Below are 15,269 nucleotides of genomic sequence, written 5' to 3'. Positions count from 1 at the left end.
CGGGGCGCGCGCGTACGGGCGCGCCCCGCGCCGCGGCGGGGTGTTACGCGGGTGCGGGCCGCGCGAGCCGGGACTCCGCGAGGGCGAGCCCGGCCACCGCCGACAACAGCAGCAGGGTGCCCGCCACCGTCGACGCCGTGAGCCGCTCGTCCAGCAGCGTCACCGCGAGCACCGCCGCGCTGACCGGCTCGATCAGCATCACCACCGCGGCGGTCGTCGCCCGTACCGCCGCCACACCCGCGAAGTACAGCGGATAGGCGAGCGCGGTCGTGACGGCCGCGATGTACAGCATCAGCAGCAGCACCCGCCCGGGGTGGCCGGTGTGCGGAAGAAGCCCCTCCGCCCAGGCGAACGGCAGCAGCAGCACCGCGCCGATCCCGAAGGACCACATCGTCAGGGTGTACGGGTTCTCCCCGCCGCCGTGCCGTCCGGTCCACCGGGCCAGCAGGGTGGCCACCGCGTAACCGGCGGCGGACAGCAGCGCGTACGCCACCCCGAGGGGATCGACGACGCCCTGCCGGTCGCCCAGCACGAGCACCGCCAGCCCGCCCAGCGCGCCGCAGACGGCCACCACGCCGGTCCGTCCGATCCGTTCGGCCAGGAACAGCCGTCCGCCGACGGCGGTGAACACCGGCCCGGCCCCGAGGGTGACGATCGTGCCGACGGCGAGCCCGGTCTCCTGCACGGCGCCGAAGTACGCGGTCTGGAAGACGGCCAGCCCGACGCCGGTGCCGAGCAGCAGCAGGACCCGCCGGCGGGCGGGCGCGGGCGTCCCGAGGGCGGGGGAGGCGGGGACGGTACGGGCCGGTCGCAGCGCGAGCGCCGCGACCAGCAGCGCCAGCCCGCTGACGTACCGCCAGAACGAGACGGCGACCGGACCGAGGTCGCTGGAGCGGTAGATGACATCGACGGCGGCCCCGGTGGTGCCCCAGGTGGTGCCGGCGACGGCGAGATACACGAGGCCGCGCCGGACGGCCCGGTGCCTCTCCAGCGGTGGGGCGGAGGTCTTCACGGCATTGCTGGGCACAGTGCGTTCTCCAGACGGAGTGAGAAGTCGGGGTCTCCCGTCTGCGGGCACGGCCCGTCGGCGCGCGGGCCCCGGACCGGGACCGGCGCGCTCGACCGGGCGACCCGCGCTAGGCGACGGGAGGCGACAGCACTGTCGAACGCATGGGCCTCACTGTACGCCCGGGGAACCGCTCGTACCCGGCATCACACGGACGTGAGCGGTTCGGCCGAAAAGGCCCGGTGCAGCGTCTCCAGGAAGAGCGGCGCGGCGGGCAGTTCCACCGCGCCGATCCGGTGGACCGCCACCCCGGGCGTCCAGGAGTTCATCACCACGGCCCCGGACAGGGCGGGCAGATCGTCGAGGGTGATCTCCCGGTCGCGCTGGGGGACGCCGAGCCGCTCCAGCTGCTGCCGGAGCACGGCCATCGTGGTGCCGCCCAGCATCTCCGCCACCGGCCACACCACCTCGGCCCCGTCCCAGAACGCCAGATTCCAGATCGAGGCCTCACTGAGCCGGCCCCGCCGGTCGACGAAGGCGGCGTCGTCGAAGCCCCGGCCGGCCGCCTCCCGCAGCAGATGCGTCTTGGCCACCTCGCCGACGTGCTTCACGGCGGGCAGGAACCGCTCGTACGGCGCCGCCGCCAGCGTCAGCGGGCCCGCCGGCCCGGAGGCGGCCGGTCCGGTCCGGACCAGCAGCTCGGGCTCCACCCCGTCCCCGGCCACGGTGAACTCGCCCGCGGGGGAGTACACCGTGGCCGTCAGGGAGAGGTCCGCCGGACCGGCCGCCACCGCCTCCCGCAGCCAGGACCGCACCCGGTCCTCGGGCAGCGCCCGGCCGAACAGCTCCACGGAGGCGCTCCGCAGCCGCTCCAGATGGAGATCGAGCCCTCTGGCCCGGCCCCCGCGCACCTGTATGGCGGTGAAGTGGGCATGACCCGCGAAGGCGAGCGGGGCCAGCTCCCCGGCGGTCGCGGGACGGCCATTGCGATGGGTGACATAAGCGCTCATGTCATGACTCCAAGCGGTGAAAGGGCGTGGACGGACGGACGAGCCCGGCCGCCGGGACCACGGCGCGACCCTCGCCGCGCCGTGCGCCCCCGGAGCCGGAATGCCTGCTCACGGGCTGACGTTAAGCCTTGACACCGGTGCGAAGGTCAAGATCGAGAGGGAAGCGCGCATGCTGATCGGGGAGCTGTCCCGCCGTACGGGCGTCAACGCCAGGCTGCTGCGGTACTACGAGGCACAGGGGCTGCTGGAGGCCCGGCGCGGCACGAACGGCTACCGCGACTACGACGAGGACGCGGTGCTCACCGTGCGGCAGGTGCGCGCCCTGCTCGACGCCGGGCTGTCCACCGAAGTGATCCGCGCGGTGCTGCCGTGCGCCCGGGGCGAGCGCCCCGAGTTCGACATGTGCGTGGATCTGCGGGCCGTCCTGGGCGAGGAACTGATGGCCACGGAGGAGCGCATCGACGGGCTGAAGCGCAGCCGCGACGCCCTCGCGGGGTATCTGACGGCGACCTGAGCGGGGTTGGCCGGCGGGGACCCGGGCGGGTCGTCCGGCGGGGACCCGAGCGGGTCGTCTGGCGGGGACCTGAGCCGGTTGGCCGGCGGGGACCCGGGCCGGTTGCCTGACGGCGATCCGGGCGGGTTGGCCGGCGGGGACCTGAGCCGGTTGCCTGGCGGCGATCCGGGCGGGTTGGCCGGCGGGGACCTGAGCGGGTTGGCCGGCGGCGATCTGGGCCGGTTGCCTGACGGCGACGTGTGCGGCCGCGCCCGGCCGGTGCTTTCGCGCGGGCGCGCCCGCCGGGGCCGCGCGAGCGGGCCGGACGCCCGCCGGAATCACCGCGCCCGCCCGGCGTCGGCCGCGACCACCGCCCCGCCCGCCCGGCCGCCGCCGCGACCACCGCGCCCGGCCGGGTCTCCGGCCCCGGTCCCCGTCCCCGTCCCCGAAGACTGTCCGAAAGAATTCTCGACAGACGTACAACCGTTGCCCCCTGCGGCGAGTCTTCTCTGTACCCGTCCCTGAAAGCCACGGCACCGCCCCGGCGCCTCCGACGCGGCCGGCGTCGGCGGTCTCAGGCCCGCCACCCCCACGCGGCCCCGCCCGGACGGGCGACCCAGACCATCGCGGGCAGCCGCAAGGCCCCGCATGCAGCAGGAGACTCGCATGTCCATGCGTAAGAACCTTCGCCTCGTCGTCGCGACGGCCGCGGCCGTCGCGATGACCGGCGGGCTGCTCAGCCTGACGGCGGGCACCGCGGCCGCCGCCCCCGCCAAGCACGCCGACGACTTCAACGGCGACGGGCACCGCGACTTCGCCACCGGGACCTGGGGCTCCTTCACCGTGACCTACGGCACGGCCAAGGGACCCGGCACCAAGACCAAGACGTTCACCCAGAACAGCCCCGGCATCCCCGGCTCCGCCGGAAACACCGGCGGCTACCGCGACGCCTTCGGCGCCACCCTCGCCCCCGCCGACTTCAACCGCGACGGATACGCGGACCTCGCCGTCGGCGACCGCACCGAAGCCGTCGGCGACGCCTACGAACAGGGCGCGATCACCATCGTCTGGGGCTCCAAGTCCGGCCTGGGATCCTCCGCCAGCCGTATCCCCGTCATGAAGGGCTACACCCCCGAGCGGCTCGGCACCGCGCTCGCGGCCGGCGACTTCACCGGCGACGGCAAGGTCGACCTGGCCGTCTCCGACAACATCACCACCTACATCTACCGGGGCGGATTCTCCAAGTCCGGCGGCACCGGCAAGATCACCCGGCACTCGCCCTCGAACGGCTACGACTTCATCGAGCCCACCAAGCTCGTCGCCGGAAAGGTCAACAAGGACAAGACCACCGACCTCTACGTCCTCGGCGACAGCTTCCTGGAGGGCGTGGGGCAGCACACCCAGGCCGCCTGGTACCTGCGCGGCGGCTCCCTCGCCCCCGGCGCCCTGACCCACTACAACCAGAAGTCCACCTTCTACGACGCCGACGGCGTCATCGCCGACTTCGACAAGGACGGCTACGGCGACCTCGCCGTCGGCGACCGCCCCCGCGACGGCAACGCCGGATCGCTCGCCGTGCTCCGCGGCGGAGCCAATGGCCCCGTCTCCACCCGCCACATCAACCAGGCCACCGACGGCGTCGCCACCGGCGTCACCGCGGGCGACGACTTCGGCCTGAAGGTCTCGGCCGGGGACACCAACCGCGACGGCTACCCCGACCTCGCCATCAGCGCACCCGGCGAGAAGGTCGGCGCCGCCACCGCGGCCGGCGGCGTCCACATCCTGCGCGGCGGCAAGAAGGGCCTCACCGGCGCCGGCTCCCAGTGGTTCACCCGCCAGACCGCGGGCGTACCGGGCAGCGCCGCCAAGAACGCCCGCTTCGGCCAGGAGATCCGTCTGCGCGACCTCGACCGCGACGGCGACGCCGATCTGCTGATCTCCGACAGCGGCAAGAAGAGCGTGCTGCTCTCCGGCGGCTCCGGCGGCATCACCACCCGCTCCGCGCGGGAGATCTCCCTGAGGGCGACCTTCCCGCAGTAGACGGCGCGGCGAGACCCCGAGCGCCGTGGCCCGCGAACAGGCGGGCCACGGCGCTCCCCCATGTCCGGGGGCGCTCCTCGTACGCACCCCGTCGCGCGACACCCGCGAGCGGTCCGGCCGCCCCGAGGCCGCCAGCCTCGTACACATATACGACGCGGACACCGAATATTGCACCCGTGTTGCGGAAATGTGGCGATCCGGGGCGGGATCTTCCACGCTCCGCCCTCCGGTCGTTACCTTGCGTGCGAGCGGGACCCCGGAGCGTCCCGCCGGCATCCCTCACCCTCGTCCGAAGGAGCGCCATGAGCCAGCCCATCGATTCGGTGGCCGCGGGTCACACCCCCGACGAACCCCCCGCCACCCCCCGGACGGGCTGGTCCTTCGAGACCAAGCAGGTCCACGCGGGCACCGCCCCCGACCCCGCCACCGGAGCCCGGGCGGTGCCGATCTACCAGACCACGTCGTTCGTCTTCCGCGACACCCAGCACGCCGCCGACCTCTTCTCCCTCGCCGAACCCGGCAACATCTACACCCGGATCCACAACCCCACCCAGGACGCCTTCGAACAGCGGATCGCCGCACTGGAGGGCGGCGTCGCCGCGGTCGCGCTGGCCTCGGGACAGGCGGCGGAGACCCTCGCCATCCTGACCCTGGCCCAGGCCGGGGACCACATCGTCTCCAGCACCTCCCTGTACGGGGGCACCTACAACCTCTTCCGCCACACCCTGCCGAAGTTCGGCATCGAGGTCTCCTTCGTCGACGACCCGGACGACCTGGACGCCTGGCGCGCCGCCATCCGCCCCACCACCAAGGCCCTGTTCGCCGAGACCCTCGGCAACCCGCGCGGCAACGTCCTCGACGTCCGGGGCGTCGCCGACGCCGCGCACGAGGCCGGTCTGCCGCTGATCGTCGACAACACCGTGCCCACCCCGTATCTGCTCCGGCCGATCGAGCACGGCGCCGACATCGTCGTCCACTCGGCGACCAAGTTCCTCGGCGGCCACGGCACCACCCTCGGCGGCGTCGTCGTGGACGCGGGCACCTTCGACTTCGGGGCGCACGCCGAACGCTTCCCCGACTTCAGCGCCCCCGACCCCAGCTACCACGGACTGCGCTACTGGCCCGCGCTGGGACCGGGCGCCTTCGCCGTCAAACTGCGGGTGCAGCTGCTCCGCGACATCGGCCCCGCCATCGCGCCCCACTCGGCCTTCCTCCTCCTCCAGGGCGTGGAGACGCTCAGCCTGCGCATCCAGCGCCACTCCGCCAACGCCCAGGAACTCGCCGAGTGGCTGGAGCAGCGCGACGAGGTCGCCGCCGTGCACTATCCCGGACTGCCCTCCAACCGCTGGCACGCGGCGGCGAACCGCTATCTGCCGCAGGGCGCGGGCGCGGTGCTCGCCTTCGAACTCCGCGACGGCGTCGAGGCGGGCAAGAAGTTCGTCGACGCGGTGGAACTCTTCAGCCACCTGGCCAACATCGGCGACGTACGCAGCCTGATCATCCACCCGGCCTCCACCACGCACAGCCAGCTCGACCCCGAGCAGCTCGCCGCCACCGGCACCGCCCCCGGGCTGGTCCGGCTCTCGGTCGGCATCGAGAACATCGCCGACCTCAAGGCCGATCTGGAGACCGGCTTCCGCGCTGCCAAGGCCGCCTCCTGAACACCCGCACCGAAGCCGCCGGGCGGTCCGCCCCCCTGCCGCCCGCCACCGGGGCCTGGCAGGAGGGCGACCCGCCCGGCCGGCGGCAGTGGATCCGGCTCACCGAGCCGCTGGCCCTGGAGGCCGGCGGACGACTGCCCGGCGTACGGCTGGCGTACGAGACCTGGGGGCGGCTGCGCCCCGACGCCTCCAACGCCGTACTCGTGCTCCACGCGCTGACCGGCGACAGCCATGTCGTCGGCCCCGCCGAGCCCGGTCACCCCACACCCGGCTGGTGGGAGGGGCTGATCGGACCCGGGCGGGCCCTCGACACCGACCGCTGGTACGTGGTCGCCCCCAATGTCCTCGGCGGCTGCCAGGGCACCACCGGGCCCGCCGCCCGCCGCCCCGACGGACGCCGCTGGGGCGGCTCCTTCCCCTTTCTGACCACCCGTGACCAGACCGCCGCCGAGGCCCTGCTCGCGGACCGGCTGGGCATCGACCGCTGGGCCATGGTGATCGGCGGATCCATGGGCGGGATGCGGGCCCTGGAATGGGCCGTCACCCATCCCGGGCGTACGGAGGCGCTGCTGCTGCTCGCCTGCCCCGCCGAGACCGGCGCCGACCAGATCGCCTGGTCCAGCGTCCAGCTGCACGCCATACGCGCGGACCGCAACTGGCACGGCGGCGACTACCACGACGCCGCCCCCGGCCATGGCCCGCACCGGGGACTGGGCCTGGCCCGGCGGCTCGCCCATGTGACCTACCGGGGCGAGGCCGAACTCGACGCCCGCTTCCGGCGCTCGGCGCAGGGTACGGAGGATCCCTGGCGCGGCGGCCGCTACCAGGTGGAGTCCTATCTCGACCACCACGCCGCCAAGCTGGTGCGCCGCTTCGACGCGGGCAGCTATGTCGTGCTGACCGAGGCGATGAACAGCCACGACGTCGGGCGCGGCCGCGGCGGTACGGCCGCGGCGCTGCGCCGGGTCCGCGCCCGCACCCTGGTCGCCGGGGTCGACTCGGACCGGCTCTACCCCCTGGAGCAGCAGCGCCGGCTCGCGGCGCAGATCCCCGGCGCCGACCGGCTGCGCGTCGTCGAGTCCGCCCACGGCCACGACGGATTCCTCATCGAGGCCGAGCAGGTCGACGCCCTCGTCCGCGAACTCGCCGGATCCTGACCCGGCTCGCCTCCGGCCGCGCACCCACCCCGCCCCGGGGCCCGCCGCTCCGGCCCCGGGGCGGCGCGGATGCCGCCCGGGCTTGTGCCGCGGAGCCTGTTCCGGGTGTGCCGCGCATGGCTCCGCCTGCCCCGCGTACCGCTCGGGCCGTGGTGTGGAACCGCCCGTTCGAGGTGTGCCGCGTACGCCTCGGGCCGCCTTGCGGAACCCGCTCCGGGCGTCCCGCGTACCGCTCGGGCCGTTCTGCGGAGCCTGTTCCGGGCGTCCCGCGTACTGCTCGGGCCGTTCTGCGGAGCCTGTTCCGGGTGCCCGGCGTACCGCTCGGCCATTCTGTGGCACCTGCTCCGGCCGCCGGGTAGAGCCCGCTCCGGGTGTGCCGCGCACCCCTCCGGCCGCGTGGCGGAGCCCGCCGGCCCTCGCGCGCACCCCACCGTCGGCCCCGCCGACCCCTCGTCCGTTCCGTCCCGGACCGGGGTCTTCCGTCCCGAGAACGCGGCCAGTGACAATTTAGGCAAGGCTCACCTAATATGATCAGTGCTGACTTCGGGTCCCCCACTCCGACAAGTCCGGTCTTCCGTGTGCGCCCATGCCCTGGACGCGCGCCCCCCGCACTCCCGTGTGCCCCTCTCCCCGAAGGAGACATGCAGCGCATGTCCATGTCCCGCAACACCCGTCTGGCCACCATCGCGGCGCTGGCCGCCGTCTCGATCGGCTCCGGCGTCCTGGCCGTCCCCGCCACCGCCGCGCCCAGCGCCGTCGCCGTCACGGCCGACGCGGCCGAGGCCCCCCGGAGCGGCACCTTCCGCGCCGCCGCTCCGATCATGGTCACCGGCCAGGCCGGCTGGGGCTTCAAGGCTTCCTGGCACCGCTACATCACCGGCATCGCCGAAGGCACCGTCACCACGGCCGGCGGAGCCGCTCAGACCGCCGACGGCGTGATCTCCTACCCCGTCGCCCACGGCACGGTGGACCCGGCCGGCCGCGACGCCGAGGTGCGCTTCGGCGGATCGGTCACCTACGCCGCCCCGAAGCACAAGATCGACGAGCTGACCCTCTCCGCCCTCCGGGTGAAGCTGGTGGACGGCAAGGGCACGCTCTACATGAACGTCGACTCCGTCCTGGAAGGGGCCACCGCCTCCGCCAAGGACGTGCCCATCGCCACCCTGACGGCCCCCGCGGGCACGCTCACCGGCGGCACGTTCGACTGGAAGAAGATCACCGCCGCCCTCACCTCCGAGGGCTCGAAGATCTTCGCCCTCGAAGGCCGTCCGATGTACCCGACGGGCACGGCACTGGACAACCTCGCGCTCTCCGGCGCGGCGACCGTGCCCGCGCTCACCGTCAGCCAGGTCAACGGCCTCGGCCCGGAGACCGAGGTCACCGTCTCCGGCACCGGCTACCACCCCGGCCGCGGCGTCTATCTCGCCCAGACCGTCAAGCTGCCCGGGAACACCTTCCCGAGCGTCTTCGGCAACGCCGCCTACATCCGCCAGGTCGCCGCCGACGGCACCTTCACCACCAAGCTCAAGATCGGCGAGACCTTCGCCTCGGGCGGCAACACCACCGACTGCCGCACCACCGCCTGCTTCGTGGCCAGCTTCAACTCCAACAGCGCGGACGCCACCTGGATGCCCTCGCGCGCCCAGGACGTCGCCGCCCCGCTGTCCTTCGGCGCCCTCAAGGTGACCGGTCAGCCCAGCTCCAGCAAGGTGCGCTCCGGGGCCACGGCGACCTTCACCGCCGCCGCCGACGGCGACGACTCCGTCCGCTGGGAGCGCAGCACCGACCGCGGCACCACCTGGACCGCCGTCCCCGCCGCCACCTCGGCCAAGCTGTCGGTGAAGGCGACCACCGCCCTGAACGACACCCGCTATCGCGCCGTGTTCACCAACACCGTCGGCTCCGAGACCACCTCGGCCGCCACCCTCACCGTCACCGCCGTCCCCAGCCGGATCACCGGTCTCAACGCGACCCCCGAGCCGGTCGCCAAGGGCAGCCGGCTGACCGTCAAGGGCACCCTCCAGGCCGTCGGCGCCACCGACGAGACCTGGCGCGCACTGCCCAAGACGCCCGTCGTGGTCGAGTTCCGCGCCAAGGGCGCCAAGACCTGGACCAAGGCCGCGAGCGCCACCACCGACACCAAGGGCGTCTTCTCCGCCGGAGCCACCGCGTCCAAGGACGGCGACTGGCGTGCCCGTTACGCCGGCACCGCCGACCGCGCCCCGGTCAACAGCGGCTCCGACTACGTGGACGTCAAGCTGCGCACCGAGGTGAAGGGCTTCAACGCGAGCCCGGAGCCGGTCCGCAAGGGCCGTCAGATCAAGGTCGAGGGCACCCTGCGCACCCTGGACGGCAAGTGGTCCAACACCTCGGGCCACACCATGTCGATCTGGTTCAAGGCCGACGGCGCCAAGAGCTGGAGCAAGATGGGCACCGCGCGCACCAACGGCAAGGGCGCCTTCTGGAAGTACTTCACCGCCAAGAAGGACGGCAGCTGGAAGTCCGTGCTCGACGCCACCTCCTCGCGTCTGGGCACGACCAGCGGCAGCGACCGGGTCGACGTCCGCTGATCCGACGCCGGCCGGCACCCGCCCCGCCCGTACGGTCACGGGCGGGGCCGGTCCCCGTCGTCCTCCCCCGCCGGACCCTCAGCGCTGCCGGAACGGCGGCGTCGCCGGGGGAGGACCGAGGGTCGTCGTACCGGGCGCGGCCCGGTGCCCCAGTCCGGTGCGGTACGCGTCGAGCGCGGCCTCGGTCCGCCCGCCCCGGCGCAGCAGATCGCCCAGCAGCCGGCAGAGATCCGCGAGATCGCCGCTGGCCCCGCTGCGCTCCAGCAGCGCCAGCGCCTGGACGTAGTGCTCCTCCGCGGCCTCCGACTCGCCCCGCTCCTCGGCGATCAGCCCGAGCAGCCGGTGCGCGCCCCCCGCGTGCACCGCGCCGTGCCGGTCGCCCAGCTCCAGCAGCTCCGAGACCAGCCCCGCCGCCTCGTCGAAACGTCCGAGGCGGCGCAGCACATCGGCCAGCTCCACCTCCACCTGGGCGGCGTAGAGCGCGGCCCGTTTCGCGGTCAGCATGTCCCGCGCGGTGCGCAACTCGCCCTCCGCACGGTCGAGTTCGCCGTTCTGTGCGAGGACATAGCCGCGCATCCAGTGGCAGTGCGCGAGATCGGTGCGCAGCCGCAGCTGACGGTAGATCGCCTGGGCCTTGGCGAGGGACGCGTCGGCGTCGGCCGCCCGGCCCTCGGCGAGAAAGGTGCGCGCCACCTGCCGGTGCATGCCCGCCACCAGCGCCGGATCGTCGACCTGCGGGGCCAGCGCCAGCGCGAGTTCCGCGGCGTGCGCGGCACGCGCGTGCGCCCCCATGTCGATGTACGGGCCGATGACCGCCGCGTACAGCAGCACCAGCGCCTCGGGGTCGGCCAGACCGCTGGCGCCGAGTTCGTCGATGGTGGATTCGAGGAGATAGCAGGCGTAGCGCAGCTCCCCGGCGAGCAGATGCGCGATGGCCCGGCCGCGGATCGCGCGGGCGCGCCGGGGCAGCGGCAGCTCGGTCAGCAGCGCCTCCGCCGTCTCGAAGTGCCTTCGGGCGTCGTCCAGTTCGCCCGTCTCCAGCGCGCATTCGCCGAGTCCGAGCAGCGCCTCGGCCTGCTCGGGGGCGAGGTCGAGATGCTCCGCGTCGGTGAGCAGCCGCCGGTAGCGGACGGCGGCCTCGTCGGCGGCGCCCGCGGCCAGCTCCCGCTGGGCGTCGGTGAGCGCGAGCCGCAGCTCGGTGGCGAGATGGGCGGGGCGTCCCGTCGTCAGCTCCTCGACCGAGCTGCCGAGCCGCTCCGCGAAGAAGCGCAGCGCGGTCTCGGACGGTCTGACCTTCCCGGACTCCAGCGTCGAGACATACGCGGGCGTGTACGAAGGGCTGGCCAGCTGTCTCTGTGTCAGGCCGCGTTGCTTCCGCAGCCGCCGCATACGGCGGCCTATGTCGGCCGGTTCGTCCATGGAAACCCCCTGGTGGTCCGAGTTCCTCAGTATTCAGGGAGAGCGGCCCATTGCGCATGTCTTGGGCGCACCCTAATTTAAGTCATCGATTCATCGGAGTTACGGCGTCACTTAAGTCTTATGCCCTGGAGGGGATTCCATGCGCGCAGGTCTGCGCAGAGCCATGGCGGCGGCCGGTCTGGCCACCGCTGTCACCGCCGTTCTCGCCGTCGCTCCCGGCAGTGCGGCCGCCGATCCGGCGCCGCCCGCCGGCGCGGCCGAGGTCGAGGTCGAGATACCCGGCCCCGAGCGCGGCTCCGTCGCCGGATCCGGCCACACCACCGTACCGGCGGCCGGCCAGGGCCGCCCCAGCGCCCGGCTCTCGGCGGCGCAGCGCGCCGACGACGGACAGGTCGTCGAACTGCTCAACAACGGCTCGACCGCCGACCGGCTGGACATCGTCGTCGTCGGTGACGGCTACACAGCCGCTGAGCTGCCCCGATTCCACGCCGACGCCCGGGAGAAGTGGGCCGAGCTGGCGGCCGTCGAGCCGTACACCACATATCGGAACCTCTTCAACGTCTGGGCCGTCGACGCCGTTTCGCGCGAGTCCGGAGTCTCCGGCGACCCCGGCGCGGACACCGTACGGGACACCGCGCTCGGCTCCTACTTCTGGTGCGACGGCATCGAGCGGCTGCTCTGCATCGACCAGAAGAAGGTCGACGGCTATGTGGCGAAGGCGCCCGAGGCCGATCTCGTCATCGTCCTCGCCAACAGCGCCAAGTACGGCGGCGCCGGCTACAACCAGCCGAGCCCCACCCTCGGGTACGAGGGCATCTCGACCGCCTCGGCGGGCAATGAGAAGTCCGGCCAGGTCGCCATCCACGAGACCGGCCACTCGCTGGGCAAGCTCGCCGACGAGTACTTCTACCCCGGCTACCCGGGGTACGAGCAGTTCACCGGCCCCGAGCCCGCCGACCGCAACATCTCCACCCTGTCCGCGGGCGACATCGCCGCCCAGCGGGTCAAGTGGCACCGCTGGCTCGGCGAGCCATCGCCGGACGGCGGCACGATCGGCGCGTTCGAGGGCGGCGGCTACTTCGTGAAGGGCCTCAACCGGCCCACCGACAACTCCCTGATGCGCTCCGTCGACAAGCCGTTCAATCTGCCGGGCGTCGAGGCCATGATCGCCGGCTTCTATCGCCATGCCGAGGTCGCCACCGCGATCACGCCCACCGATCGCACTCTGCGGCTGCGGCACACCGCCAAGGCCGATGTCTCCCGGCTGACGGGCGCGGATGGGCGTCAGCTCACGGTCCGCTGGTATCTGGACGGCAAGGAGCTGCGCCATCTCGCCGGCCGCAGCAAGGTCCGGATCTCCGATCTGACGCTCCGGCTGCTCGATCTGCGGACGCACAAGCTGTCGGTGACCGCCGAGGACCGCACCCCCTCCGTGCGCGACCCCGAGATCGCCGCCACCCTCAACTCCACGATCAGCTGGAAGGTCCGTCTCTGACGCCTTCTCTTCCCGGTTCCGCGCTGCGGGCCGGCGGCCGGGACACGGCCGCCGGCCCGCAGCGCGTGCGATGGGGACCGACCGCGCGCCGGGACCGGAGTGTGCGGGGCCGCCCCGGTGACGTCCGGGGGAGGATGGGGCCGACTCCGCCCGGGACGAGGGCGCCGACCCGAGGACTCCCCTGACGTTCTTACGACGTACGCTGCTGACCGGTCTCGGTCTGACGTCCGGCGGCATCGGAACGTGCCCGGCGCACTCCGCCGCGAGCGCGTCGGCGGACCCCACCGCCGGCTGGTGGTTCGACGATGTGCTGGTGCACACCGCCGCCGACCGGGGCCCGGCGACCCGCCACTTCAAGAACGGTGTCCACCACCATGGCGCGGGGCGCGAGGGGTGCCGCTTCCGCGATCTCGCGTACTGGACCCGCTGACGCCGGGCCGCGCTCCCGTCCCCTTGAACCGCCTCAGCCGCCCTCAGCCGCCCTCAGCCGCCCGAGCGTTCGGCGACCCGGCGCAGCAGGTCGTACCCCGCCTGGGTGAACCGGCTGGTCACGGTCGGCGAGATGTTCGTCAGAGCGACCACCGCGACGGCGGGATTCTGGCTGAAGCCGATGAAGGTGGTGAAGCCGCGGGTCGCGCCGAGGTGGAAGAAGAGATCGCCGGTGGGCTGCGGCCGTCGGGTCCAGGCGAGGCACAGCTCGGGGCCGCCCGGCGCCCGGGAGCGCGGCCGGGCCACTTCGCGCAGTGCGGTACGCAGCGGACCACCCGGCTCGGGGGACGCGTCCGGGGCGATGTGGCAGCGCAGATAGCGCAGCAGATCCCGCGCGCTCGACCGCACGGCCCCGGCCCCCGGCAGCGCGGGAATGGTGAAGGGCGGCCGGGGTCTGCCGTGCCAGTGGCCGGTGGCCTGGGGCTCGTCGGCGTCGGCCGTGGTGTCGGTGAGCCCCAGCGGCTTCAGCACCCGCGCGCCCAGCAGCGAGCCATAGCCCGTGGTGCCCTGGGCGGTGAGCAGATGACCCAGCAGACCGACCCCGAAGTTGGAGTAGTGCACCCGCACGCCCGGCGCGCGCCGGACCCGGGTACGGGCCAGGGAGTCCAGCAGCCGGTGCGCCGGATACGCGCCGTACGGATTCGTCGTCCAGGCCGGCACGGCGGTGCGCAGCAGCCCGGGCGGCAGCCGGGGCAGCCCCGAGGTGTGCGTGGCCAGATGCTCCAGGGTGATGCCCGAACCCGCCCGGCCCCGGGGCAGCGCCCAGCGCGGCACCCGGCCGCTCAACGGCTCGTCGAGCCCCGCCTCGCCGCGCGCCACCATGTCGGCGAAGAGCAGCGCGGTGAAGGTCTTGGTCACCGAACCCAGCTCGAAGCGGGTCCGGTCGGTGACCGGGACGCCCGCCGTACGGTCGGTGAACCCGCGGCACAGGGTCGTCGTCTCACCGTCCGCGTACACCGAGATCACGGTGGACGCCCGGCTGTCGGCGGCCTTCGCGACCGGCTCCAGCAGCTGGGCCGGCGACAGGGCGTGGTCAGCGGGCAACGGCTTCGCCGTGGCGGGAGAGGGAGAGGGTGCCCGCGATGGCCGCCACGATGGTCGTGTGGCGATTGTCGAGGAAGGCCTCGTCCGGGTCCTCGTCCACCGGCTGTCCGTCGCGCGGGACCAGCCCGTTGGCGTGCTGGGCGGCCGCGAGCTTCTCCCAGATCTCCGGCGGGCACTGCGGCTGGGGCAGGCAGGCGTCGACGATGACCAGCTCGGCGAGGAGGTCCCACTCGTGGATCTCGGCCCAGATGTCCATCCAGACCGGGAGCCAGTCGGCGAGATAGTCCTGGATATGGGTGGGCAGCCCCTCCGGGTCCGCCCCCCAGTCGGTGGCGTGGAAGACGGTGTGGGTCAGGCAGTACGCCGTCATCCAGTCGATCATCCACGGCTCCGGGGTGTGCCCCAGCCAGGTGGCCTCGATCAGCTTCGGCCAGTCCGTCCGGCGCTCCACCTCCGCCACCCGGGCCGCGTTCGCCACGGCCATCCGGCGGTTGGGCATCATCTCCGCGCCGCGGTGCGAGTCGAGCCCGCCCAGATGCGCCACGAGCCGGTGGAGCCGCTCATGGCGATAGCCGGCGCGCGCGAAGTGGGTGTACATCTCCAGCGGGTCGGTCATCATCGGGAACCGCATCTGCCGCTCGTAGAGCAGATCGCCGGAGCCGAGCTGGGTCCAGCCGAAGTCGAGCAGATCCCGGGCCTCCTGCCGCTCTCCGGCGGAGGCCATCCCCTCGCGGAGCACCAGGGACGCGGCCAGCGCCAGCTCGCCCAGCGGCTTGTAGAAGCCGTCCGGGTCCTTGAGGGCGGCCTCGGACTCCGGGGGGAGCGCGCCCCGGTCGAAGTTGGTGTGCAGCCAGCTGAGTGCACGCGTCACCATCTGGTGGGCGA

11 protein-coding genes are annotated in these 15,269 nt (G+C 73.4%); 6 read left to right on the top strand and 5 right to left on the bottom strand.

Annotated elements, in window-relative coordinates:
- Positions 1 to 43: 43 nt before the first annotated feature.
- Together ACF089_RS20925 and ACF089_RS20920 are read right to left on the bottom strand one after the other, a co-directional pair.
- Positions 44 to 1,027, bottom strand: a complete 984-nt coding sequence (locus tag ACF089_RS20925; protein ID WP_392028605.1) for a DMT family transporter — start codon at positions 1,025 to 1,027, stop codon at positions 44 to 46.
- A 185-nt stretch (positions 1,028 to 1,212) separates the two neighbouring features.
- Positions 1,213 to 2,016 (bottom strand): aminotransferase class IV family protein, encoded by an 804-nt coding sequence (locus ACF089_RS20920; protein ID WP_392028603.1) that lies wholly within the window; start codon positions 2,014 to 2,016, stop codon positions 1,213 to 1,215.
- Positions 2,017 to 2,185: 169 nt separating this feature from the next.
- On the opposite strand from ACF089_RS20920, the gene ACF089_RS20915 reads away from it, so the two are divergent.
- The 5 genes from ACF089_RS20915 to ACF089_RS20895 all read left to right on the top strand — a co-directional run bounded on the left by ACF089_RS20915 (position 2,186) and on the right by ACF089_RS20895 (position 9,937).
- On the top strand, positions 2,186 to 2,530 hold the full coding sequence (locus ACF089_RS20915) for a MerR family transcriptional regulator (protein ID WP_392028931.1): 345 nt from the start codon (positions 2,186 to 2,188) through the stop codon (positions 2,528 to 2,530).
- A gap of 645 nt (positions 2,531 to 3,175) precedes the next feature.
- Positions 3,176 to 4,549 (top strand): FG-GAP and VCBS repeat-containing protein, encoded by a 1,374-nt coding sequence (locus tag ACF089_RS20910; protein ID WP_392028601.1) that lies wholly within the window; start codon positions 3,176 to 3,178, stop codon positions 4,547 to 4,549.
- Positions 4,550 to 4,851: 302 nt separating this feature from the next.
- Positions 4,852 to 6,210 (top strand): bifunctional o-acetylhomoserine/o-acetylserine sulfhydrylase, encoded by a 1,359-nt coding sequence (locus tag ACF089_RS20905; RefSeq protein ID WP_392028599.1) that lies wholly within the window; start codon positions 4,852 to 4,854, stop codon positions 6,208 to 6,210.
- Positions 6,207 to 7,367, top strand: a complete 1,161-nt coding sequence (locus ACF089_RS20900) for a homoserine O-acetyltransferase (protein WP_392028929.1) — start codon at positions 6,207 to 6,209, stop codon at positions 7,365 to 7,367. Before ACF089_RS20905 ends, ACF089_RS20900 begins: the two co-directional genes overlap by 4 nt.
- 650 nt (positions 7,368 to 8,017) lie before the next feature.
- On the top strand, positions 8,018 to 9,937 hold the full coding sequence (locus ACF089_RS20895) for an HtaA domain-containing protein (RefSeq protein WP_392028927.1): 1,920 nt from the start codon (positions 8,018 to 8,020) through the stop codon (positions 9,935 to 9,937).
- Between the two features lie 78 nt (positions 9,938 to 10,015).
- On the opposite strand, the gene ACF089_RS20890 is transcribed toward ACF089_RS20895, so the two are convergent.
- Positions 10,016 to 11,356: a tetratricopeptide repeat protein gene (locus tag ACF089_RS20890; protein WP_392028597.1), complete on the bottom strand. Its 1,341-nt coding sequence runs from the start codon at positions 11,354 to 11,356 to the stop codon at positions 10,016 to 10,018.
- 139 nt (positions 11,357 to 11,495) lie between these two features.
- On the opposite strand from ACF089_RS20890, the gene ACF089_RS20885 reads away from it, so the two are divergent.
- The gene (locus ACF089_RS20885) at positions 11,496 to 12,851 is read left to right on the top strand and encodes a M64 family metallopeptidase (protein ID WP_392028595.1); all 1,356 of its coding nucleotides are present in this window, start codon (positions 11,496 to 11,498) and stop codon (positions 12,849 to 12,851) included.
- Between the two features lie 483 nt (positions 12,852 to 13,334).
- Here the strand turns inward: ACF089_RS20885 and ACF089_RS20880 are convergent, their stop codons facing one another.
- Together ACF089_RS20880 and ACF089_RS20875 are read right to left on the bottom strand one after the other, a co-directional pair.
- The gene (locus tag ACF089_RS20880) at positions 13,335 to 14,384 is read right to left on the bottom strand and encodes a serine hydrolase domain-containing protein (RefSeq protein ID WP_392028593.1); all 1,050 of its coding nucleotides are present in this window, start codon (positions 14,382 to 14,384) and stop codon (positions 13,335 to 13,337) included.
- On the bottom strand, positions 14,374 to 15,258 hold the full coding sequence (locus ACF089_RS20875; RefSeq protein WP_392028925.1) for a DUF6895 family protein: 885 nt from the start codon (positions 15,256 to 15,258) through the stop codon (positions 14,374 to 14,376). The genes ACF089_RS20880 and ACF089_RS20875 overlap by 11 nt, the downstream gene beginning before the upstream one ends.
- Positions 15,259 to 15,269 lie beyond the last annotated feature (11 nt).

Origin of the sequence: Streptomyces sp. NPDC014894, from assembly GCF_043080985.1 — a bacterium.
Classification (GTDB): Bacteria; Actinomycetota; Actinomycetes; order Streptomycetales; family Streptomycetaceae; genus Streptomyces.
This window is presented reverse-complemented; position numbering and strand designations above follow the sequence as displayed.